Origin of the sequence: Actinomadura sp. NTSP31 (genome assembly GCF_041951385.1) — a bacterium.
GTDB lineage: Bacteria > Actinomycetota > Actinomycetes > Streptosporangiales > Streptosporangiaceae > Spirillospora > Spirillospora napierensis.
In genome coordinates this window covers 190,085-211,239 of the sequence record NZ_JBGNUT010000008.1, presented here as the reverse complement: position 1 = coordinate 211,239, position 21,155 = coordinate 190,085, and the positions used below count along the sequence as shown (strand labels likewise).

21 protein-coding genes and 1 tRNA gene are annotated in these 21,155 nt (G+C 66.3%); 8 read left to right on the top strand and 14 right to left on the bottom strand.

Going from position 1 to position 21,155, the window contains the following annotated elements:
• Positions 1 to 5: 5 nt before the first annotated feature.
• Positions 6 to 515 carry a D-alanyl-D-alanine carboxypeptidase family protein gene (locus tag ACA514_RS16255; RefSeq protein WP_375041959.1) on the bottom strand — a complete coding sequence of 170 codons (510 nt, stop codon included), beginning with the start codon at positions 513 to 515 and terminating at the stop codon, positions 6 to 8.
• 1,420 nt (positions 516 to 1,935) lie between these two features.
• Between ACA514_RS16255 and ACA514_RS16250 the strand changes: the two genes are divergently transcribed.
• Together ACA514_RS16250 and ACA514_RS16245 are read left to right on the top strand one after the other, a co-directional pair.
• The gene (locus ACA514_RS16250; protein ID WP_375041958.1) at positions 1,936 to 2,397 is read left to right on the top strand and encodes a peroxiredoxin; all 462 of its coding nucleotides are present in this window, start codon (positions 1,936 to 1,938) and stop codon (positions 2,395 to 2,397) included.
• 134 nt (positions 2,398 to 2,531) lie between these two features.
• Positions 2,532 to 2,825, top strand: coding sequence for a hypothetical protein (locus tag ACA514_RS16245; protein WP_375041957.1), 294 nt, complete (start codon positions 2,532 to 2,534; stop codon positions 2,823 to 2,825).
• A 61-nt stretch (positions 2,826 to 2,886) separates the two neighbouring features.
• Here the strand turns inward: ACA514_RS16245 and ACA514_RS16240 are convergent, their stop codons facing one another.
• A complete protein-coding gene (locus tag ACA514_RS16240) occupies positions 2,887 to 4,152 on the bottom strand; it encodes a pentapeptide repeat-containing protein (RefSeq protein WP_375041956.1) in 1,266 nt (421 codons plus the stop codon).
• A gap of 544 nt (positions 4,153 to 4,696) precedes the next feature.
• Here ACA514_RS16240 and ACA514_RS16235 point away from each other — a divergent pair.
• From ACA514_RS16235 to ACA514_RS16225, 3 genes are read left to right on the top strand one after another with little or no spacing between them, the layout of a single operon-like run.
• The gene (locus ACA514_RS16235; protein WP_375041955.1) at positions 4,697 to 5,725 is read left to right on the top strand and encodes a hypothetical protein; all 1,029 of its coding nucleotides are present in this window, start codon (positions 4,697 to 4,699) and stop codon (positions 5,723 to 5,725) included.
• Complete coding sequence (locus ACA514_RS16230; RefSeq protein ID WP_375041954.1) at positions 5,725 to 6,201, top strand: hypothetical protein; 477 nt, start codon at positions 5,725 to 5,727, stop codon at positions 6,199 to 6,201. The genes ACA514_RS16235 and ACA514_RS16230 overlap by 1 nt, the downstream gene beginning before the upstream one ends.
• A 4-nt stretch (positions 6,202 to 6,205) precedes the next feature.
• Positions 6,206 to 8,236 carry an AAA family ATPase gene (locus ACA514_RS16225; protein WP_375041953.1) on the top strand — a complete coding sequence of 677 codons (2,031 nt, stop codon included), beginning with the start codon at positions 6,206 to 6,208 and terminating at the stop codon, positions 8,234 to 8,236.
• Between the two features lie 71 nt (positions 8,237 to 8,307).
• On the opposite strand, the gene ACA514_RS16220 is transcribed toward ACA514_RS16225, so the two are convergent.
• From ACA514_RS16220 to ACA514_RS16205, 4 genes are read right to left on the bottom strand one after another with little or no spacing between them, the layout of a single operon-like run.
• Positions 8,308 to 9,174: an inositol monophosphatase family protein gene (locus ACA514_RS16220; RefSeq protein WP_375041952.1), complete on the bottom strand. Its 867-nt coding sequence runs from the start codon at positions 9,172 to 9,174 to the stop codon at positions 8,308 to 8,310.
• Complete coding sequence (locus ACA514_RS16215; protein ID WP_375041951.1) at positions 9,143 to 9,709, bottom strand: flavoprotein; 567 nt, start codon at positions 9,707 to 9,709, stop codon at positions 9,143 to 9,145. The genes ACA514_RS16220 and ACA514_RS16215 overlap by 32 nt, the downstream gene beginning before the upstream one ends.
• Entirely contained in the window at positions 9,706 to 10,758 is a 1,053-nt protein-coding gene (locus tag ACA514_RS16210) for an XRE family transcriptional regulator (protein ID WP_375041950.1), read from the bottom strand. The genes ACA514_RS16215 and ACA514_RS16210 overlap by 4 nt, the downstream gene beginning before the upstream one ends.
• On the bottom strand, positions 10,682 to 11,026 hold the full coding sequence (locus tag ACA514_RS16205; protein ID WP_375042085.1) for a hypothetical protein: 345 nt from the start codon (positions 11,024 to 11,026) through the stop codon (positions 10,682 to 10,684). The genes ACA514_RS16210 and ACA514_RS16205 overlap by 77 nt, the downstream gene beginning before the upstream one ends.
• Positions 11,027 to 11,557: 531 nt before the next feature.
• Between ACA514_RS16205 and ACA514_RS16200 the strand changes: the two genes are divergently transcribed.
• Both ACA514_RS16200 and ACA514_RS16195 read left to right on the top strand, forming a co-directional pair.
• Positions 11,558 to 11,929, top strand: a complete 372-nt coding sequence (locus ACA514_RS16200; RefSeq protein ID WP_375041949.1) for a hypothetical protein — start codon at positions 11,558 to 11,560, stop codon at positions 11,927 to 11,929.
• The gene (locus ACA514_RS16195; protein WP_375041948.1) at positions 11,929 to 12,153 is read left to right on the top strand and encodes a hypothetical protein; all 225 of its coding nucleotides are present in this window, start codon (positions 11,929 to 11,931) and stop codon (positions 12,151 to 12,153) included. Before ACA514_RS16200 ends, ACA514_RS16195 begins: the two co-directional genes overlap by 1 nt.
• Positions 12,154 to 12,480: 327 nt before the next feature.
• Here ACA514_RS16195 and ACA514_RS16190 read toward each other — a convergent pair.
• Positions 12,481 to 12,562: transfer RNA gene (locus ACA514_RS16190), tRNA-Tyr, on the bottom strand.
• Between the two features lie 151 nt (positions 12,563 to 12,713).
• On the opposite strand from ACA514_RS16190, the gene ACA514_RS16185 reads away from it, so the two are divergent.
• Entirely contained in the window at positions 12,714 to 13,202 is a 489-nt protein-coding gene (locus ACA514_RS16185) for a YajQ family cyclic di-GMP-binding protein (protein ID WP_375041947.1), read from the top strand.
• Positions 13,203 to 13,662: 460 nt separating this feature from the next.
• Here the strand turns inward: ACA514_RS16185 and htpX are convergent, their stop codons facing one another.
• The 7 genes from htpX to ACA514_RS16150 all read right to left on the bottom strand — a co-directional run bounded on the left by htpX (position 13,663) and on the right by ACA514_RS16150 (position 21,001).
• Positions 13,663 to 14,535 carry a zinc metalloprotease HtpX gene (gene htpX / locus ACA514_RS16180; protein WP_375042084.1) on the bottom strand — a complete coding sequence of 291 codons (873 nt, stop codon included), beginning with the start codon at positions 14,533 to 14,535 and terminating at the stop codon, positions 13,663 to 13,665.
• 87 nt (positions 14,536 to 14,622) lie between these two features.
• A complete protein-coding gene (locus ACA514_RS16175) occupies positions 14,623 to 16,113 on the bottom strand; it encodes an NADH-quinone oxidoreductase subunit N (RefSeq protein WP_375041946.1) in 1,491 nt (496 codons plus the stop codon).
• Complete coding sequence (locus ACA514_RS16170; RefSeq protein WP_375041945.1) at positions 16,113 to 17,627, bottom strand: NuoM family protein; 1,515 nt, start codon at positions 17,625 to 17,627, stop codon at positions 16,113 to 16,115. Before ACA514_RS16170 ends, ACA514_RS16175 begins: the two co-directional genes overlap by 1 nt.
• Positions 17,624 to 19,627 (bottom strand): NADH-quinone oxidoreductase subunit L, encoded by a 2,004-nt coding sequence (locus ACA514_RS16165; protein ID WP_375041944.1) that lies wholly within the window; start codon positions 19,625 to 19,627, stop codon positions 17,624 to 17,626. Before ACA514_RS16165 ends, ACA514_RS16170 begins: the two co-directional genes overlap by 4 nt.
• The gene (gene nuoK, locus ACA514_RS16160; RefSeq protein WP_375041943.1) at positions 19,624 to 20,007 is read right to left on the bottom strand and encodes an NADH-quinone oxidoreductase subunit NuoK; all 384 of its coding nucleotides are present in this window, start codon (positions 20,005 to 20,007) and stop codon (positions 19,624 to 19,626) included. The genes ACA514_RS16165 and nuoK overlap by 4 nt, the downstream gene beginning before the upstream one ends.
• Positions 20,007 to 20,546, bottom strand: coding sequence for an NADH-quinone oxidoreductase subunit J (locus tag ACA514_RS16155; RefSeq protein ID WP_375041942.1), 540 nt, complete (start codon positions 20,544 to 20,546; stop codon positions 20,007 to 20,009). The genes nuoK and ACA514_RS16155 overlap by 1 nt, the downstream gene beginning before the upstream one ends.
• A complete protein-coding gene (locus ACA514_RS16150) occupies positions 20,543 to 21,001 on the bottom strand; it encodes a 4Fe-4S binding protein (protein ID WP_375041941.1) in 459 nt (152 codons plus the stop codon). Before ACA514_RS16150 ends, ACA514_RS16155 begins: the two co-directional genes overlap by 4 nt.
• Between the last annotated feature and the right edge of the window lie 154 nt (positions 21,002 to 21,155).

Here is a 21,155-nt window from a genome sequence, read left to right as displayed (position 1 = left end):
CCCGTTCACGACCGCCCCCACGGGTCCTCGCCAGGCTCCGTGTGCATCCGTCCGGACGCGGCGTCCGGGTGCGGCAGCCGGATCGGCGCGGCCGTGCGGTACTCGAAGTGCCACCACTCGTTGTCGTAGACGCGGTAGAGGCCGTACCGCCAACCGTGCCGTTCGAGCCACCGCGCGCCCTCGGTCGGCCGGACGTCGAGCGCCAATCCCCGCACATGGCTGGACTCCTCCGGCGGCAGCACCCGGCGCCGCGCCGCCCGAACCGAGCCGGTGCGCCACACCTCCTCAGCGAAGATCAGGTACTGCTCCCTCGCGTCGCGGTATCCCGAGGTGAGGCCGATCAGCTGCCCGTCCCGCCAGAACGCCTCGGCCCGCGCATGCGTGAAAGCCGTCAGCGTCTCCGACGCCAGCCCGCGAAGGTCCTCGGCGGGAAAGCGCAGGCTCAACGCCCATTGGCAGGCCAGAAAGCGGGCCCGCCCCGGCGCGCGGCAGAACGCGACAGGCACCAGCAGCACCGCGACAACCCGAGTGACGAACGCAAGAACGCACACTTTGATCGCCACGACTCACCACCGGAGGGTCAGCCCGTACGAAGGGCCTCGTTCAGCGATAACCACCCGGCGCGAAGAACGACCGTCCGATCTCCGACGTAAACTGGCGGGCGCGATCCCGCACGTACGACGGGCCGACGGCGATGCAATGCAGTCCATGCCTTCACTAAAGGCGGACTCCTGTTGCGGTGGCATATCCGTTTTTCAATACGCCCGCGATACACGGCACTGAAGACGCCGAAAAGAGACCCCTCAGCACCGCCTGGCGAAGCCCCTGAACCAATAAACCATATCAGAGCGAAGAGCGCTCTGATCAGGCAAGACCGCCAACTCCGCCCGAACCGCACCCACGCCAGCACACCAGAGCAAACGCACGATTGTATCGCGCCAAACCTCGGGACTGCCTCCCTGACGTACCCCCTATACGACCCCAACTTCCACCGGCATAACGTCCAACTCCACAAGTAAGCCGGCGATCCGCTCCGCCCCGTCAGGTCACATCATACCCCTCACCGAAATGTGCCGAGCGATCACTTCTACCACATCACTACCGGTCTCAAAGAACGCCAATCGGCTTCTCGGACGGAGCAACCACATGGAGACCCACCGCCCGCGGCTCCCCCCACGAGTGCTGTCGTAGCAGACCGCTTCCTTCTCATAGTCGAGCATCTGTTTCCCACACCTCTACCCGCCGAGCCACAGAGGTTGATGATCGACGCAATTCGGCACAGACAACTCCCGACCGAACACGCCCACAGAGCGAGACGAGCTCGCCAATGAAGCCAACGATCCGTTGACATCCGCCCCTCAGGCGTGTGACTCTCAGGCCAACGCTGGCATGTGTAGTGCGCCATCCGGGGGGATGGCGTAGTACAGATCCCAGCGGCAGAGGTCGTCCAACGAGAGGCGTTCTGTCGTGCCGTTCGCTCTTGCTGCGCTGATCATCGTGCCCTGGCTCGCTCTCGGCCTAGTAGCACTGCTCCGCGCACGCCCGGAAGACATCCCAGCCGTCATACGAGCCCTGGCGAGATGGGGACAGCACTGAGCCCAAGTGTCCCGCGCAACGCCGCACATCTGCCGCCTCACCCCCGGCGCCCAAAACAGGCCGGCGGCCAAGCGGGACAACTCTGCCGCTGGCGCCACTGGCCATGCGCCAGGCCTGACCACGACAAGCGGCACCCCAGCTCGGCTGATCGCCACGCCAGGACGGCCCTCCACCACACGCGCCGCACCGTCCGACCGCTTCGACCAAGTCCGCCGCGGGCCGCGGTGGCCCTCGCCCTTAGAACCACACGAGAGAGACTCATCGCCCCGGACCCACACCGTCCACCACAGACGGAGTGCTGGCTAGGCTTCGTGGCACCCCACATCGAGGAGTCCCCGCATGACGGCCGAGGTCGGCGCTGAAGCCCCTGACTTCACCCTGAAGGATCAGAACAACCAGGACGTGACGCTCTCCTCCTTTCGTGGCGAACGTAACGTCCTCGTGGTCTTCTATCCGTTCGCCTTCTCCGGAATATGCACTGGCGAACTGTGCGCCGTCCGCGACGACATCAGCGCCTTCCAGAACGAGAACGTCCAGATCCTGGGCGTCTCCGTCGACCACGTCTTCGCCCTGAAAACCTGGGCTAACGAAGAGGGCTACCGGTTCCCACTGCTGTCCGACTTCTGGCCGCATGGCGAGGTTGCCAAGCTCTATGGCGTTTTCAACTCGGATCGCGGAATGGCCGTACGAGGCACATTCCTCGTGGACAAGTCCGGCACCGTCCGCTTCAGCGAGGTCAACTCACCGGCCGAGGCCCGCGACCAGGACACCTGGAAGCGAGCACTCGCCACCCTCCTCTGACCAGGTCCTGACGTCACGGGCTCGGAGGTGTGTGGTGTGCGCCTTAGTAGCGGACGGCCGAGCCGGCGCAGCAAGACCGGGAACAGGCCGCACACCCAGCGCGGACGCCCGTGGAGAGCCATAGACGATCAGCGGTGGCCGGCCAGAGCACGAACGGCCCTGACCGTTGCACCTGGTCATATCCGTTTCGCGGAGGTGAAGCGGGTGCGGGATTCAAACCTGCGCAGGCCAAGTCGACGGATTTACAGCCCGCCGTGGATCTTGAAGCCTTTCCGGCGCTGACCTGCATGGACGCGGCATCCTGCACGCCCGCACTCCTCGGCGATTCCGCGCATATTCCGCATCTTGCTTCGCTAGCCGTTACGGGCATACTGCATCCTCATCAGTTCGATCACGACCAAGGTCACCGCTTCCTGCGGTCGTACTGACCTTTGGCTTAGCGGTGATGGCGTGCTGCGGCGTCTATTAGTGTTGCTGTCACCGCTGCTGTCAGTCCTCGCGAGTGAGCCGAGCCATGCCATCTGGCGTGTCATCGTCGACCACCTGCGCATGCCAGGAGCTCGGCCACACATGGTTGACGTTCGGGTGGCTCGCGGTGGCTCTATCAAAGTCGGGTTCGCGCTCAAACTGAGCCTTGTCGGACCTGGCGTGCCCACCGAACCGGGCATCCCCTTTGAACTGAGCCCCACCGAACCAAACGTCCCCGCTGAACTGAGCCTTGCGGAACCGAGCGCCGCTCCTGAACTGAGCCTTGCGGAACCGGGCGCCCCCGTTGAACTGAGCCTCGTCGAACCAGGCGTACCCGCTGAACCGAGCCTCGCGGAACCTGGCGTACCCGTTAAACCGGGCCCCGTTGAACCCGGCGTCCCCGTTGAATTGAGCCTCGTCAAACCCGGCGTCCCCGTTGAACTGAGCGCCGTCGAACCCGGCGTCCCCGCTAAAGCGGGCGTTGTCGAAGACAGCGTTTGTTGAGCGGCATTGGGTGAAGTCGAAGTCGACCAGGTGGGCGCCGGTGAGATCGATATCTATTCCGTCCCAATAGGTGGATGGGCGTCGTTGGGGTTGGTCGAGTGGGGTGGTAGTCAGGTGGCGTTTGATGAGCCGTTGTGCGGCGAGCCTCACCTGGACTTCTTGCCGGGCCGCATCGGCGGCCGCCGGGGCAGAGGGGGTGTTGTCCTCGGGCTGTTCGGGCTGGGCGTCGGTCGCCGGTGGTGGCTGAAAAGGCATCCGCAAGTACGAACACACTACGTCGGTGACAGTCTGGCGATGTTCGGGATGGTCCTGGGCCAACCGTTCCAGGCTGTACAAGCCACCCAAACGGACGGCGGCCTTGTCATGTCCGAGTTGCTCGACGGCTTGGCCGTACAGGTCGGTAACCCGCCGCTCAGCCGCATCATGCTCGGCGTGGGCCTGGACACGTTCGGCGTGGGCCTGGGCGCGTTCGGCGCGTTCACCGGCGGCCTCATCAACGCGTTGGCGGCGGTAGGCGGTGACCAGGGCGACCAGGGCACCAACCCCGGCGACCAGGGCGAACACGAACTTAAGCAGTTCCAGTTGGTCTTTGGTCTCCAGCGGCTTGGGCTTGGCCACGGGCGGCGAGCCCAGCAGCCAGGTAACCAGGAACCACGCGGCGACCAGCAACACCGCCGCGCCGGTAAAGGCGAGCGTCAGCGCGCGGCGGATCGACCACAACCCCAGTGTCTTGTGTGCATCCTTGACGGGCCGATTGCCCGGTGTTTCCTCGTTGTGCCCCACGGACCCGATGCTAGGGACATACAGCTGACACCAATGGCCGTTCCGACACAAACCCACCGACGACACTTGCCCACCTGCCGACCTGTCGACCTTCAACTTCAGAGCGCAATGTGCGTTCTGAGCTGGTAGCGGGCTTAGCGTGATCGCTTCTCCGTGGTCCCGGCCCAAGGGTGCACCTACCCCAAGCCGGCGGGAAAAGAGGCGGGACACAGGGCGCGCCAACCTCCGATCCACGCGCGGGACCAGTTGCGTGACCCGTAGCCATCCCGCGGTCATCTGATCGCACGCTCCGTCACCACACGTCCGATCCCCAGCGGCGGCGCGTACCCCGTGACCGCCGTTTGCCGGGGAGCTGGGCGGAGCGGAACGGCGCGGGGACGTCCGGGCCGGCGGTCGGTGACCGGTGCCCACGCCGCACGCGCCGACCGGCGGAGCCGGGCAGCCGGAGCAGCGGCGCGAGCGGCGCCGCCCCTTGATCCCAATCAGCCCAATTCGGCAGTGCGGCGCTTCCTTGCTCCTCCCAAGTGGCCTCAACCGGTCACGCATGCGAGAGAAAGCCGATCTGCAACAGTTTCGTGGAACCAATGTCGTGACAAGAGGCTTATGCGTGACTACGATGCCTGGTGACTGGCTGCGTCACGGCTCCACTATGGAGACACATATGGATATCGCTCACGATTGGCTAGGAGAGGAATGGGAAGCTTATTGTCTCCTACTCCTAGAGCGCAAATATGGTGCTGATAACGTTCAACGTGTTCCAGCCCGCCACGATGGCGATCTGGGCATTGAAGCCTTTACGCACGATGGGCATGCACTGCAGTGCTACGCTGCAGACAGCTCTTATAACACCAAGGATCTTTATCAGGCACAAAGAGACAAGCTTACTGAAGACTTGGGAAAGTTGAGGAAATACCAAAAGGATCTGCTGATTCTTCTCGGCCCTGTGAGTATAAGCAAATATCTTTTCATGGTGCCCAGACATGATTCGCGTTATATTGTTCAGCACGCTACAACCAAAGCCGCCGAAATTCGCGCCCAACAACTGTCTCACATAGCACCCGACTTTAGAATTGTAGTTCTGACTGATGATTCATTTGCCGATACACGAGAGCAGGTACTCAAAAATCCGAAGCGTTTAATTGAAATCGGAAACTCCTCTGAAGAACATATCAGTGCTTGGATCTCTTCCAATAGCGACCTCGTCGACAAGGTCGACACTAAGCTCGCCCGAGTCATCAATGGGCGGCTTAGGCATAATTATATAGAGGGATTGGTTTCGCAATATATCGACGGCAACAATGCCTTGGACATGATGCGCATGAAATATCCTGACCAATGGGAGATGGCCGAAAGATATCGAAACCGCAAAGAGCGAATGCTCGTCTTGGAGCACACTCAACCTGAACCAACGGCCGGAGTTATAAGTTCCATCGCAAAGGAAGTCGAGGAGGGGCTGAAAAGCGAAGTTCCTTCTCTTGACACGAACCTTCGAAAGGTGCTGGCCTGGGCATCCGTCGCCGAATGGTTGATGAGGTGCCCCCTCGATTTCTACGAGGAAGTTGATGGGAATTGATGAACGTCGAGGAGCTAGAGCAGGCGTTCGCTGAGATCGATTCGCGAATCACTTTTGTGCGCCGTCCAGACCCTGTCCCCGGAGATCTACGGCTGGGCTGGCGATTTTCCGCACTCGTCTTGATTCTATCGCGGTGCCGTGGCAATTCCGCCACTTTGCAACAGACTCACTTTATTGGATGGGCCCTGCGTTCTCGCGAGGCGCGGGACGTGGTCCGGCACGTCCTTCGTGGCGATAAGCAGCCGGAGGACCTACTTGTTCGCTATGACCCAGTCTTCACTCGCACGATAGCGATCGCCGAAAAAGAGTCGCTGATAGTTCGCAATACCAGGCAGGTATTGGTACTGACCTTGCCAGGTTTACTACTGGCGAACAAAATTTGGGCACGTGAAGACATTATGGTCGCCGAAAAAGAGTTCCTAGAGCTGTTTCCACGACGCATGACTCAGAAGTATGTTCGGGAACTAATAGGTTGACATCATGCTTACCTTTCGCTCTCTTAGCCTACGAGTCCAAACAACAGGGCCGTTGTGCGGCGTAGATATACCTTTTTCTCCTGGTTTAAATTTGTTGCGTGCCGACAACTCCAGCGGTAAATCGACATGCCTCCAAGCCATCATATATGCGCTGGGACTAGAAGGAATGCTCAGCGCTCGCCGAGATATTCCTTTGGCGCATGCGATGACAGATTCCGTCAAGATAGAAGCCCAAGAACTACGGGTCACGGAATCTTGGGTAATGCTGGAGATGGAGAACTCGAACGGTGAGGTATTAACCGTTCGTCGCGCGGTTAAGAGTTCAAGTCGTGACAGGGCCCTGATTCAGACCTGGCGTAGCCCAGTTCTGACTTCACAAGACGTCGCCCCCGGCCCGTCGCAGGACTACTTCGTGCGAAGAAGAGGGGCAGCGCAACGAGAGGCCGGCTTCCATAAGATGTTCGCGGAATACCTGGGGTGGCAACTGCCCCAAGTATCAAGAATGGATGGAAGCGAAGGACTGCTTTATCTAGAGTGCCTTTTTCCTTTCTTCTACGTCGAACAGAAGCATGGATGGTCAGGCGTGCAAGCACGAATACCCACCTACTTTGGGATTCGTGATGTTACTCGTCGCGCAGCAGAATTCATTCTTTCCCTGGACGAATACAGCTACGTGCTTCAGCGTCAGAGACTCGAATCAGCGGGTGCCGCTATCGAAGCCGAGTGGCGTCAAACTGTGGCCGCGGTTAGCAGTGTCGCCGACGCCGCTTCGATCGCAGTGAAAGGAATTCCGGGTAGCCCACGAGGTGCTGGCACTGAAGAAATCGCACCAAGTTATTCCGTATACTTGGGTAGCAGCTGGCTTTCGCTTGATGAGCACCTGTCTCAACTAGCGTCTAGGATGCAAGAACTCGCTAGTAGAGAAGTCCGAGCGGTCGGCGAGAATACGCAAGTCCTGGAGGAGCAACTTCGTGAACTACAGGACAATCTGACGGAGCTGAACTCGGCAAGCGTAATGGCTGCAACAGAACGACGCCAGGCAGCGGCCAGGCTCAGTAGTGTAGAACTCCGTGTCGAAGCACTCGAAGAAGATCTGCAAAGGCATAAAGACGCCGCACTGCTCGTCAATCTCGGTTCTGATCACACCCCGGTATTCAGCAATCACTCTGTTTGCCCTACCTGTCAGCAAGAGATCGCGGACGGTTTTGATATAACAGACGATCCCATGACCGTGGAAGAGAGCATTAACTATATAGAAACAGAGTTGGCAACCTTCAGGGCAATGCGAAATGACTACGCCAGTCTCGTTGATGTCGAGAACATCAAGCTAAAGAGCCTCCAAGTGAGGAGTGGCGAGCTACGTCGTCAGATCCGTGCAGTTAAGGATGCATTGACTGCACCATCCGCCACACCTTCTGTAGCAGAGCTCACCGAGCGCCTTAAGACTGAGGACGAAATTAGTTCATTGAGAAAAGCACAGTCTAGTGTTTACGCATCGACTCAGTCACTACAACAGCTTTCCCTCTCGTGGCAGCAAAACCGACAGTCCCTCAAGCAATTATCAGACCGAGTTCGGTCTCCACTGGACCGCCGCAAGGTCGAACACCTCCAAGGCAATGTTGTATCACAACTTCAACAGTATCATTTCAGCTCTCTTGATCCGAAAAGCGTCGAAATATCGGAGGACACCTACCGTCCTTCTCACGAAGGGTTTGACCTCGGATTCGACTTGTCCGCCAGTGACATGATTCGCGTTATTTGGGCGTACCTTCTGGGTGTTCTGGAGACCTCTATAACCTACGGCACCAATCATCCTCGTATGTTGATGTTTGATGAGCCAAGGCAACAGGAGACTCAAGAGATCAGCTTTCGTGGACTATTGGAGCGAGCGGCACGAGTAGCCGCCTCTGGAGCGCAAGTGATTTTCGCGACCAGTTGGCCTCAGGAGTCACTTGGGCGAATGACATCGGGCCTACCGCACAAACTAGTGTCGTTCCCCCCTGAGGTTAAGCTGCTCCGCCCCATGGACCAATAGGCTTAGCGGTCGGGCCTTACTGCAACACACTTCTTGCACTTCTTGAGCCCGAAATCGGCCAGTCTACATCCCTACGTTGATTGATTAAGATCACCTCTTCGCTTTGCGCTGCAGATCAGCTTCTCAATCGGCTCAGCAAGCGGAGCGGTAGTTGCAATGGTTGCTACTGAGTTGGAGGTGTGGTCGGTGCCGTCTTGGTCGGTGACTTTGGTGCCGGCTTCGCGGGCGATGATGATGCCAGCGGCGGTGTCCCAGGGCTTGTTAGAGAGTGTGATGCTTGCGTCTAGCTTGCCTTCGGCGACCCAGGCGAGGTCGATGGGGGCTGAGCCGAGCATGCGGACGCGTTGGACGTTGGCGGCCAGGCGCTCGGTGAGGGCGATGCGGATGGGGTTCTTGGCTTCGGATCCGTCGCCTACGGCGTAGTCGCCGATGGCGACGATGGCGTCTTTGAGGTCGGTGGTCATGCTGGCTTGGATGCGGCGGTCTCCGACGTAGGCGCCGGTGTGCTGGGCGGCGTGGTAGCGGGTGCTCAGGAACGGAAGGTCGATGACGCCGACGACGGGGCGGCCTCGTTCGATGAGGCCGAGGGAGAAGCCGCACAGGGGGATGCCGCGGACGAAGTTGGCGGTGCCGTCTACCGGATCGACGGCCCAGAGGAGATCGCTGGTGGTGTCACCGGTGATGCCTTCTTCTTCGCCGAGGATGGCGATGTTGGGGGTTCGCTCTTTGAGGTAGTCGCGGACGGCGCATTCTACGGCGTAGTCCACCTCGGTGGCCATGTCGCGGTCGCCCTTGGCGGTGAGCAGGCCGGGGACGCGGGTCCGCACGAGATCACTGGTTATCTCCGCGGCTTTGAGGGCGACGGGGAGCAGCGATGCGGGTGCGTCACTAATGCGGGCTGCTCTCCTAGTGAGGAGGAAGTGCGTGCTCGGCCTCATCGAGGGCTGTCTGCCATGGGTAGGTGTCGTTTTGGCTGCCGCCTGTTCCGGGGGCATGGGGCTCGAACCCTCCGGAGCCGAGTAGGACCCTTGCGCCCTCGCTTCTCAGGGTTTTGAGGCTCTGTTGGAATGGGTGGCGTGCGGCTAGTGCCGTGTTCACGAAGGGAAGGACTGTTACGGGGATGCCTAGGGTGGGGGCTTCGGCGAGGATGCCTAGGGCGTAGGTGTCGCTGATGCCGGCAGCCCATTTGTTGATGGTGTTGTAGGTGGCGGGGGCCACGATGATGGCGTCTGCCTTGGGTGAGCGCGGTTCGCCTGGCTTGCGGTAGTGGCTGCGGACGGGGCGGCCGGTTTGCTTTTCGAGGGCTTCAGCGTCGATGAAGTCCAGGGCTGAGGGTGTGGCGATGATCTGGACGTCCCAGCCTCGTTGATGGGCGAGCGTGACGAGTTTTCCGACGTCGCTGGCGGGGCCTGCTGCGCAGACGATGATGTAGAGGACGCGGCGGCGCTCGTCGTCGGCTCCGGCGTCGGTCACAGGCGCACCCCGATTTCTGTCGTGAACTCCTTGAGCTGTCGCTTGATGCTGGGCGGGGCGGTGGCCATGAGGTCGCCGAGCATGCGGTGGACGGCGGGGCGCGCGGAGATCTCCTCGGGCGCGAGCTGGTGAGCGAAGCGCAAGACGTCGTATGTCTTGTCGTGCTTCCCCCACTGGGTGAGGGCGCGTGAGGTGTCGATGAGCAGTGTTGCTTTGCGCTCGGTGAGGGGGATGCGGTTCAGGTCGACGGCGCGGGCGTGCTGGATGGCGGCTCCGGCGTCGCCGAGCTGGAGGGCGATGTTGACGCGGTGGAGTTGGACGTTGGTGGGGCCGAACGCGGTCCAACGGTGGTTGTAGTCGCCTCCGAGTTCGCGGCCCGCGTCTTCGGCCTCGTCCAGGAGGGTGGCAGCGGTGTGCCGGTCGGAGCGTTGACCGGCGGCGACCGCGCCGCGGAGGAGGAGCGCGCCGTAGACGGACAGGAAGTCGGGGGTGCGCTGGTCGATGTCGTGGTCGATGCGTTCGGCGTAGGTGCTGGCGGTCTTAGTGGCGGCGCCGTGGTGGCCGTCGTTCATCAGGGCGTGGGTGATGATTCGGGCGCTTGATCCGATGATCGTGAGGTCCTGGCTGCGGCGGGCGGCCTGCATGCTGCGGTCGGCTGCGAGCCAGGCAAGTCCTTCGTGGTCGAGTTTGAGCAGGATGCTCGCGGCGACGTGGTGGGCCTCGGCCGAGAGCGCTTCGGCCTGGAGACGGGCGTCTGCGTCGTAGGTGGTGCAGGCGTTGCGCAGGTCTGCCAGCAGGGCGGGCAGGGAGTTGATGACGGTGGAGTACTTGCAGTCCTGGTAGTTGCGTTTGGCTGCGGCTACGGCGGCGTCCAGGCGGGCGATGCTGAGGGCGGCCGGGGACGGGTCGTCGTTGATGGCGGGGTATCCGGCCAGGGCGGCGGCGAATGCCTCGACGCCTTCCAGAGGTGCGTCATCGGCGGGTAGGTCGGCGAGGATGGCGCTGAACACGCTGGCTCCGGCGAGCTTGCCGAAGGTTCTGCGGTGCACGGGGTCCCCTTCCTCGACGTCGGGATCTACGTCCAGGGAACCCAGGAATGCGGCGGAACCAAGTCCGCGGGGGCATCCCGTGGTGTGATGACCGTCGCGTTGGTGGTGGTCGGCGGGCTGGGCGCGGGGAGGGTGCGCGGGGCCAGGCCCAGGTCATGCGGGCGGGGTCGGGCATCTGAAGGCCATCGGCGATGCGCTCGAAGACCTCCAGGGTGGTGACCTGGCGGCCGCCCTTCTTCATGGTCTCGCTGACCTTGCCCTGCGACATGCCGCAGGCGATCGCGATCTGGGTCTGGCTGGCGCCTGCGTACTGGCGCAACAGGTGGAAGACGGTTCGGATGTCGCGGGCGGTCAGGGCCTCGACCATCTGCGGGCGCCGCCACAGTGAGTCCGGGATGACGATCGGGTCTGACGCCCGTCCCGACATCAGGTCTCCCTCCGCGTGACCGGTCATCGCCGAGCGTATATCCCGCCACGGGATATCGCCCGGGAATGGGCGCCGACCGGGATTCGGCAGATCTTGGTCGGCATGACGCAGCAGCAGAGAACCGGCAAGCCGTTCGTAGAGACACCGGGTGACCCCGGTCCGCAGGTGCGACGGACGCCGTGCCGCTGGTGCTCGCCGGTGCGCAAGACGCGCGCGGCGTAGATGAAGCCGCGGGACCCGGCGGGCGTGCCGGGCGACCAGATAGCGCGGTCGCTTCGCCCCCGAGGTGGCCGTGCCGAACGAGTGGGGACCCACGTCGTCCGCTCGTCCGCCGGTCCCGCTTGGATCTCCGGGAGTTGGGTCATGGACGTGGTGAGCAGGCAGCCCCTGAAGGACACGGCGTGGCGTCCGGCGGCGTTGGGGCTGGTGGATGCGTTGAAGCAGCGCGGGCTGGAGGCGGTGGTGTGGGGACATGGGGCGGTGCGGGTGAGCAACCCGGCCGGCGAACCCGACCCCGACGACCCGTGCGGGGCGTTGATGCATCCGGGCATGCGGCAAGAGGTGCTGTGCCGCCGTCACGATGGCAACTTGTGGTGGCTGTGGGTGTGGTCGGGGCCGACCCGCCAGTCCCCGCCGGAGCTGGAGCCGCTGTGCCCGCTGCTGGACACCGACACGACGGCGGACCGGATCACGCGGGTGCTGGCAGTGCCGTTCGCCGGTTCGCCGGACGGCGGTGGTTCGTGATGGGCGCGGTTCCGGTGGTGCTGCCGGACGGGATCAGTGGCCGTCCGGTCGCGGCGCAGATCGAACGCGAGTTCCCCGGCATCTGGGCCTGGTACGGCAAGGCCACCGGATCATGGTGGGCGATGGTCCGGCTCGGCGCTGATGCCCGGCTCGTGGAGGCGCTCAACCCTCGCGAGTTGCGGGAGGCGATCGTGCATGCGCGGGGCTGGCCCTGGCCCCGGTGAGGGTCACTGCTACCGAGGTCGCGGAACGGGCGGGGCACAGCGTCCAGGCCTTCTTGCAGGGCTACGCCAAGTGCATCCTCGGTCAGCACCATCGGGCCAACCAGCGGATCGACGATCACGCCTACGCTGTGGGGGCTCTGGTTCGCGCCGGAGCCCCTTCGGCTTTCCTGGCGCGACCTGCGAGAACGCGTCCGAACTCATTCCGCGTATATTCCGGGACCGGTGACATCCGGGGGCGTTCGGTGGCATCTGGCTGCATGGTAGGGATCTTGGAAAAGCGAACGGCCTCTGACCGTTGTGCCTGGTCAGAGGCCGTTCTGCGTGGTGTGGCGGGTGCAGGGTTCGAACCTGCGTAGGCTAAGCCGACGGATTTACAGTCCGCTCCCATTGGCCACTCGGGCAACCCGCCGTGGCGTCGCTCTCGCGACGGCACTGGAAAGAATAGCGGACGCGGGGCGTGGTCGTGACATCGGAGGCGGGCGGCGTGGAGCGGCGGGGGCGCGGCGCGAGTCGATACGCTCTCTGGACCGCGAAGGTGCTGCTGAGGGGAAGTGTGCCTGATGGCCGACAGCTCGTTTGACATCGTCTCGAAGCTCGACCGGCAGGAGGTCGACAACGCTCTGAACCAGGCCGCCAAGGAGGTGGCCAACCGGTTCGACTTCCGGAACGTGGACGCGGGGATCAAGTGGTCCGGGGAGAGCATCGAGATCCAGGCGAACACCGAGGAGCGGGCGAACGCCGTGCTCGACGTGCTGAAGGACAAGCTGGTCAAGCGGGGGATCTCGCTGAAGGCGATCGATCCGGGCGAGCCGCGGTTGTCGGGGAAGCTCTACAAGCTGGGCGTCGGGCTGAAGGAGGGCATCTCCCAGGAGGACGCCAAGAAGATCGGCAAGATCGTCCGGGACGAGGGGCCGAAGGGGATCAAGGCCCAGATCCAGGGGGACGAGCTGCGGGTGAGCTCGAAGAAGAAGGACGATCTCCAGCAGGTCATCTCGCTCCTCAAGGGCAAGGACCTCGACGTCGCCCTGCAGTTCGTCAACTACCGGTAGAGCAGAGAGAGCGCGCCGGCCGCTTCCCCCGCAGAGGCGGCCGACGCGCTCTCGTGGTCTATGACGCGGCGGCGGGCTCGTTGGTTCGATCGGGACCAGGGCGGGATGCGGCGGAGCCGGGCATGCCGCTGGCGGAGCTGGACGCGGTGGGCGGGCGGATCCTGAGCGAACGTTTGCGTGTCGGTCAATGACGTGGTCGTTCGCGGCATTTCGGACGGCCGGGTGCTGATCGATGGCGATTTGGTGTCGGTCGGCTGCGGGGCGCGGGTCATAGGGCGCGGATGCGGCGGGTTGGGCTATGAGGTCGGTCGGCGGTTGTTGGAGGTGACCGCGCGGGCTATTGCGGCGGCCGTGCCGGGGAACTGGATGGGCGGCGTCGCGGACGCGGTGGAGCGGACGGCGGGTTACGGGATCACGCGGGGCTGCGGCGGTTCCGCGATCGGACGGCTCGCGGTCGCGGTCACCGGGGGCGGTGGTCCTGGTGGGGGTCCGCCATGCGTTCGAGGCGGGCTATGCGCTCGGCGGTCGGCGGGTGGGTGGAGAACAGCTTGCCGATGCCGGCGCCGCGGAACGGGTTGGCGATCATCAGGGCGCTGGTGGTGGCGAGCTCGGGGTCCTGGGGCAGCGGCATCGCCTGGGTGCCCGCCTCGATCTTGCGGAGCGCGGACGCGAGGGCGAGCGGGTCGCCGGTGAGGCGGGCGCCGGCGGAGTCGGCGGCGAACTCGCGGGTGCGGCTGATCGCCATCTGCACGACGGCCGCGGCGACGGGGCCGAGCACCAGCATCAGCAGGGCGCCGACGAGGCCGGGTCCGTCGTCGTCGTCCTCGCGGCCGATCGGCAGGAAGATCGCCAGGTGCGACAGGTAGGTGATCACGGTGGCGATGGCGGCGGCGACGGAGGAGATCAGGATGTCGCGGTTGTAGACGTGCGACAGCTCGTGGCCGAGGACGGCGCGCAGTTCCCGTTCGTCCAGCATGCGCAGGATGCCGCGGGTGCAGCAGACGGCGGCGTTGCGCGGGTTGCGGCCGGTGGCGAACGCGTTGGGCTGGCGGGTCTCGGAGACGTACAGCCGCGGCATGGGCTGGCGGGCGGTGGTGGACAGCTCGCGGACGAGCCGGTGGAGCACCGGCGTGTCGATCTCGCCGACGGGGTGGGCGCGCATGGAGCGCAGCGCGATCCGGTCGGAGAAGGCGTAGGCGACGCCGTTGGTGCCGAGGGCGATGACCAGCGCGATGGTGAGCCCGGCGGTGCCGCCGAACGCCCAGCCGATCGCGAGCATCAACGCCGACAGCGCGGCGATCAGTGCCGCCGTCTTGACGCCGTTGAACCGCACTCTGCGCCGCCTCCCGTCCGGTCCGCCCATGAACGACAACGGTGTGACCAGCCCCGACGTTCCCGGGACCGGCGCGACCATTCCAGGTTAGGTCGCGGCGGTGACGGTCTGGAGGACGATCTGGGGCGCGATGGACAGCACGACCGCGCCGGCGGCGGTGGCGGCGAGGGCGGCGCGGACGGGCCAGCCGGGCGCGGGGTCGGCGAACGGGCGGGCCGGCGGGGTGAACAGCCGGACGGCCCAGGCGAGGTAGTAGTACAGGCCGATGACGGTGTTGACCGCCATGATCACGGCGAGCCAGGTGACGTCGCCCGCGACGGCGGCGCGGAACACGACGACCTTCGCGAACAGCCCCATCACGCCCGGCGGGAGGCCGGCGAGGCAGATGAGGAAGAACGCGAGGGCGGTCGCGGTGGCGGGGCTGCGGTGCGCGAGGCCGCGGTAGTCGTCGAGGGTGTCCCAGGTGGGGCGGGGCCCGTCGAGGACGCGGCGGGCGAAGCCGGTGACGACGGTGAACGCGCCGAGGTTCATGACGGCGTAGAGGGCGACGTACGCGGTCGTGGCGGCGACGGCCTCGGGCAGGCGGTGGGAGCCGACCGACAGGGGCGCGAGCATGTAGCCGGACTGGGCGACGGACGACCAGGCCAGCAGCCGGATCGCGGTCCGCTGGCGGAGCGCGACGAGGTTGCCGAGCGTCATGGTGATCGCGGCGAGGACCGCGATCACCGGTCCCCAGACGTGCCCGTACGCGGGGAGTCCGAGGGCGAGGACGATCGCGAGGCCGGCGAATCCGGCGGCCTTCGACACGACGGACAGGAACGCGGCGACGGGCAGCGGCGCGCCCTGGTAGACGTCCGGTGCCCAGAAGTGGAACGGGACGGCGGCGACCTTGAACGCGAACCCGGCGAGGACGAGGACGACGCCGACGGCGGCGACCGGGTCCAGGTCGGAGGGGACGCGGGCGAGCGCGGGCGCGATGCGGTCGAGGTGCATGGCCCCGGTCGCCCCGTAGACCAGCGAGATGCCGAACAGCATCACGGCGGTGGAGACGACGGAGACGAGGAAGAGCTTGAGCGCGGCCTCGGACGCCCGGCCGTCGTAGCGGCGCAGGCCGACCAGGGCGAACACCGGCAGCGACAGCGTCTCCAGCGCGACCAGCAGCAGGATCAGGTCGCGGGCCGCGACCAGCGACAGAGCGCCGATCACGGCGCAGAGCAGGAGAAAGTGGTACTCCCCCGCCGGGATCCTCGAGTCGGTGATCTCCTGGAGGGACAGCAGCACGACGACCACGGCGGCGGCGAGGACGATGCCCTGGAAAAGCAGCGTGAAGTCGTCGGCGACGTAGGAGCAGGAACGCGGCCCGCCGCCGCGCAGGGAGGACGGCAGGCAGAACGTGGCGCGCCGGTCGCCGGCCGACAGCACGATCACCGCGATCAGCGCGGCGGCCAGGGACCCGCCGCTGACCAGGCCGAGGACGCGGCGCGGCACGTCGAAGGCGTCGGCGAGCAGCAGCCCGAGCGCGGCGACGGCGAGGATCAGCGGCGGCGCGATCGCCGCGTAGTCGATGCCCTGGATCATCAGCCGCCTCCGAACAGCGCGCGGACCGGCGCGGCGGTCACGTCCAGCAGGGTCTTCGGCCACAGCCCGACCAGCAGCGTGAGCGCGATCAGCGGGACCCAGGCGGCGTACTCCTGGGCGGAGACCGCGGCCGGACCCGGTGCGGCGGTGGCGGGCGCGGCGGCGGGCGCGGGCCCGTGGGTGATCTTGGCGAGCATGCGCAGGAAGTAGCCGGCGGTGAGCAGCGCGCCGATCCCGGCGACCGCCATGAACGTGACGAACGCCCCGCGCGGCAGGTCGGCGTGCGGACGGTACGCGCCGAGCATCGCCAGCATCTCGCCCCAGAACCCGGCGAGGCCGGGCAGCCCGAGCGAGGCGACGGACGCGAAGGTCAGCACGGACGCCAGCCGCGGCGCGGTGCCGAGCATGCCGCCGCCGACCGCGTCCATGTCGGTGGTGCCCCAGCGGTCCTTGACGGCTCCGGCCAGGAAGAACAGCAGGCCGGTGATCAGTCCGTGGGCGATGTTGCCGAACAGGGCGGCGTTGATCCCGACGGGGGTGAGGGTGGCGATGCCGAGCAGGACGAACCCCATGTGCCCGACGGACGAGTACGCGATCATCCGTTTGAGGTCGCGCTGGGCGAGGCAGGCGAGCGCGCCGTAGACGATCCCGATCACGGCGAGGAGCCCGAGCCACGGCGCCCACACGTGCGCGCCGTCCGGTGCCAGCGGCAGCGCGATGCGGACGAGCCCGTAGGTGCCCATCTTCAGCAGCACCCCGGCCAGCAGCACGGACCCGACGGTCGGCGCCTCGGTATGCGCGTCCGGCAGCCAGGTATGCAGCGGCCACATCGGCGCCTTCACCGCGAAACCGAGGGCCATCAGCGCGAACGCGGTGACCTGGACGCCGTGGGAGACGCCGGAGCCGTGCCGCGCGGCCAGCTGGATCATGTCGAGGGTGCCCGCGTTCACGGCGATCAGCAGCATCCCGGCGAGCAGCAGCCCCGACCCGAGCAGCGTGTACAGGATGAACTTGCCCGCGGCGGCGCGGCGCCCGGCCCCGCCCCACAGCATGATCACCGCGTACATCGGGATCAGCACGGTCTCGAAGAACACGAAGAACAGCACGAGGTCGAGCGCGGTGAACGTGCCGATCAGCCCGACCTCGAGGACGAGCAGCAGCGCGGTCAGCAGCCGGATCCGCCCGCCCGCGGGCGGATGCCGCAGCGTGTACAGGAAGCACAGGAACGTCAGCAGCGCGGTCAGCGCGACCAGCGGCAGCGAGATCCCGTCGGCGCCGAGGTGGAACCGCAGCCCGATCGCGGGCGCCCACGCCCAGTTCGCCTGGAGCTGCATGCGCGAGGTGTCGCCGAAGTCGAACGCGGTCATCGCGGACACCGCGACGAGCAGCGTCGCGGCGGACACGCCCGTCCCGAACGCCCGGACGGCGAACCCGGTGCGCAGGAACCGGTCCGCCGGGACGAGCATCGCCAGCGCCCCGAACAGCGGGATCGCCATCATCCACAGGAAGATCACCGGAAGATCACCACCAGGGCCGTGATGACGACGACGCCCGCGAGCAGGCCCGTCAGGTACGTCTGCGGGTTGCCGTTCTGCGGGATCCGCAGCAGCCCGCCGAGCCGCCGCGCGCCCCGTCCCGTCCCGACGACGGCCGCGTCGACGCCGCGCCGGTCGAACGTCACGACATGGCGGGCGAGGGCCCGGACGGGCCGGACGACCGCCATCGCGTAGAGCTCGTCCACATAGAACGCGCGTGCGAACACCGTGCGCACCGGCCCGAGGGCCGCCGCCGGATCGGCCGCCGGATCGCGGTTCCAGAGCAGGAACACCGCGCCCGCGCCGATGATCAGGAGCCCGATGCCGAGCAGCGCGGGGCCGAGGTGCGGGCGCAGCTCGTCCGCGCCGAGCCCGAAGAACCCGAGGATCGCCGCCGGGACGGCCAGCGCCGCCACCGTCCACGACATGAACCTCGACGGCTCGCGGACCTCGTACGTCCCGCGCTGCTCCCCGAAGAACGTCATCAACCACGCCCGCATCGCGTACGCCGCCGTCAGCGCGACCGTCAGCAGCAACCCCAGGTAGATCAGCCACGCCACCCCGGACGGCAGGTCGACGGAGAAGTTCGCGCCCGAGGGTCGGCCAGGGACCCCGATGGCGATATCCGTGCGGAACTCTGGCCGCACGGAGAAGGTCCAGGTCGGAGACGGCCCGGGTCGGTCCGGTACCAACGGCGTGTAGGCGACCCAGCCGGCTTCGGTGGTGTCGTTGCCGTGGAGGGCGGCGTGCTGGGCGGCTTCGATGACGGAGTCCTTGCTGAACCAGCCGCTGAACGGCGGGACGCCCGCCAGCGCCGCGAACCCCGCCGTCATCGACCAGAAGGTGATCGGCATGCCGCGCCGCAGCCCGCCGTAGTGCGCGAGCAGGTTCGATCCCGCCGTGACGATGACGCATCCGGCGGCGAGGAACAGCAGCGCCTTGAACGCGCCGTGCGCCAGCAGGTGGAAGATCGCCGCGGACTTCGCGCCGACCGCGAGCGCGGCCGCCATCACGGCGAGCTGGCTGATCGTCGAGTAGGCGAGGACGCGTTTCAGGTCGTCCTGGGCGAGGGCCGCGAGCGCCGCGCCGACCATCGAGATCACCGCGATGACGCCGAGGACGGCCAGCGCTCCCGGCGCGGCCGCGAACACCCAGTACAGCCGGGCGACGACGTAGACGCCGGCCGCGACCATCGTGGCGGCGTGGATCAGCGCGCTGATCGGCGTGGGGCCCGCCATCGCGTCGGGGAGCCAGGTGTGCAGCGGGAACTGGGCGCTCTTGCCCGCGACGCCGGCGAGGAGCAGCAGCGCGGCGACGGTGAGCGTCGAGCCCGGCATCGTCCAGACCCGCAGGAGGACGTCGTGGATCTCGAACGTGCGCGTGCCGACCCCGAGCACGATGATCCCGATGAGGAAGCCGACGTCGCCCAGCCGCGTCACCAGGAACGCCTTGACGGCCGCACGGGAGTTGGCGCGCTCCTCCCAGTGGTGGCCGATCAGGAAGTACGAGCAGATGCCCATGACCTCCCAGCCCGCGTACAGGACGAGGAGGTCGCCGGCGAACACCACGAGCAGCATCGCGGCGCTGAACAGCGAGATGAACGCGGTGTAGGACGAGTAGCGCCGGTCGCCGTCCATGTAGGCGACCGAGTACACCTGGACGGCCAGCGCGACGCAGCAGACCATCAGCGCGACCACGGCGGACAGGCCGTCGACCTGGAGCCCGACGCGGATCGGCACCGAGCCGGTGTCGATCACCGCCAGCGTGCCCGTCCGCTCGCCGGGGTCCTGCCAGACGACGAACGCGACGATCGCCGACAGCACGAGCGACACCGCGGCGGGCGCGCAGGCGATCAGCGCCGGGCCGTTGCGCAGCGGGCCGCCGGTGCCGAGCAGGCGGCCGAGCGAGGGGCCGCCCAGCAGGCCCGCGAACGCGGCGAGGAACGGCAGCAGGATCACCAGGGACGCGAGCCAGATCACGGCGCCGCCTCCTCGGCCGGTTCCGGCCGCGAATCCGGTTCGACCGATTCGTCCGATTCATCCGCCGCGTCGTCGGATTCGGCCAGCGAGCGGAGCCGGTCCACGTCGACCATCTGCCGGTTCCGGTACACCAGCAGGACGATCGCGAGGCCGAGCCCGACCTCCGCCGCCGCGATCACGATCGTGAACAGGGTCAGCACCTGCCCGCCGTGCAGCCGGTCGCGGAACCACATGTCGAACGCGACGAGGTTCAGGTTCACCGCGTTCAGCATCAGCTCGACCGACATCAGGACGAGGATCGCGTTCCGCCGCGCCAGCACCCCGTAGACGCCGACGGAGAACAGCAGCGCCGCGACGACGGTCGGGTAGGCCAGGTGCATCAGCCGTCCCCTCTCCCCGGCCCCGGCCCAGGACGGGACGGCCCGATGTCGGTGCGGGACAGGACGATCGCGCCGACCAGCGAGGCCAGCAGCAGCACCGACAGCACCTCGAACGGCAGCACCCACGTCCGGAACACGCTGGCGCCGAGTTCGCTCGCCGATCCGCCGCCCGCGCGCAGCGGCATCCGCTCGTCCCGGAAGCCCATGACCATGACGGTGACCAGCACCGCGGCGGTGGCGGCGGCGACGGCCGCGGCGGCCCACCGGTTGCCGGAGTCCAGGTCGGCGGAGTCCCCGATCGGCGCCCGCGTCAGCATGATCCCGAACAGCAGCAGCACGACGACCGCGCCCACGTAGATCAGCACCTGCACCCACGCGACGAACTCGGCGGTCAGCACGAGGTAGCCGCCCGCGAGCGCGCCGAATGACAGCACCAGCCACAGCGCCGCGTGGACGAGCCGCCGGGTCGTCACGACCATGATCCCGGAGCCGACGGTCACCACCCCGAGCAGCGTGAAGACGATCTCCTGCCCGCTCATCGGCCGCTCCCCGGCGGATCGGGCGGCGGGCGCCGCGCCGCCCGCGCGGCCGCCTTCTCCGCCGCCCCGATCTCCTTCGGCGGCTCGGCGGCCGGGTCGTGGGCCTGCGGCGGCGGGACCGTCCACATCCACTCCCGCAGCCGCTCCTTCTCGTGGGTCAGCTCGCCGATGTCGTACTCGGCGTACTCGAACTCCGGCGACCAGAACAGCGCGTCGAACGGGCAGACCTCGATGCAGATGCCGCAGTACATGCACAGCGCGAAGTCGATCGCGAACCGGTCCAGGACGTTGCGGACCCGGGGGCGGCCGCCGCCCTCTGCGGGGACGGTCTCCTTGTGCGAGTCGATGTAGATGCACCAGTCGGGGCATTCGCGCGCGCAGAGCATGCAGACGGTGCAGTTCTCCTCGAACAGCGCGATCACCCCCCGGCTGCGCGGGGGCAGATCCGGCTGCACCTCTGGGTATTGACGCGTTATGGAGCGCCGCGTCATAGTCCGCAACGTGACGGCCAGCCCCTTGGCCAGCCCGCCTCCTGGTAGCCGTCCCACGCGTCACATGATTGCGTACGAAACGCCGCGGTGGAACGCGGCGGGTTCCGCGTTCGTCGGA

Excerpts from the sequence above, each read along its gene's own strand:
- ACA514_RS16250 (WP_375041958.1), top strand. The coding sequence starts at position 1,936 with ATGACGGCCGAGGTCGGCGCTGAAGCCCCTGACTTCACCCTGAAGGAT.
- ACA514_RS16235 (WP_375041955.1), top strand. The coding sequence starts at position 4,697 with ATGCGAGAGAAAGCCGATCTGCAACAGTTTCGTGGAACCAATGTCGTG.
- ACA514_RS16230 (WP_375041954.1), top strand. The coding sequence starts at position 5,725 with ATGAACGTCGAGGAGCTAGAGCAGGCGTTCGCTGAGATCGATTCGCGA.
- ACA514_RS16225 (WP_375041953.1), top strand. The coding sequence starts at position 6,206 with ATGCTTACCTTTCGCTCTCTTAGCCTACGAGTCCAAACAACAGGGCCG.
- ACA514_RS16220 (WP_375041952.1), bottom strand. The coding sequence starts at position 9,174 with ATGAGGCCGAGCACGCACTTCCTCCTCACTAGGAGAGCAGCCCGCATT.
- ACA514_RS16205 (WP_375042085.1), bottom strand. The coding sequence starts at position 11,026 with ATGTCGCAGGGCAAGGTCAGCGAGACCATGAAGAAGGGCGGCCGCCAG.
- ACA514_RS16195 (WP_375041948.1), top strand. The coding sequence starts at position 11,929 with ATGGGCGCGGTTCCGGTGGTGCTGCCGGACGGGATCAGTGGCCGTCCG.
- ACA514_RS16185 (WP_375041947.1), top strand. The coding sequence starts at position 12,714 with ATGGCCGACAGCTCGTTTGACATCGTCTCGAAGCTCGACCGGCAGGAG.
- ACA514_RS16175 (WP_375041946.1), bottom strand. The coding sequence starts at position 16,113 with ATGATCCAGGGCATCGACTACGCGGCGATCGCGCCGCCGCTGATCCTC.
- nuoK (WP_375041943.1), bottom strand. The coding sequence starts at position 20,007 with ATGCACCTGGCCTACCCGACCGTCGTCGCGGCGCTGCTGTTCTCCGTC.
- ACA514_RS16155 (WP_375041942.1), bottom strand. The coding sequence starts at position 20,546 with ATGAGCGGGCAGGAGATCGTCTTCACGCTGCTCGGGGTGGTGACCGTC.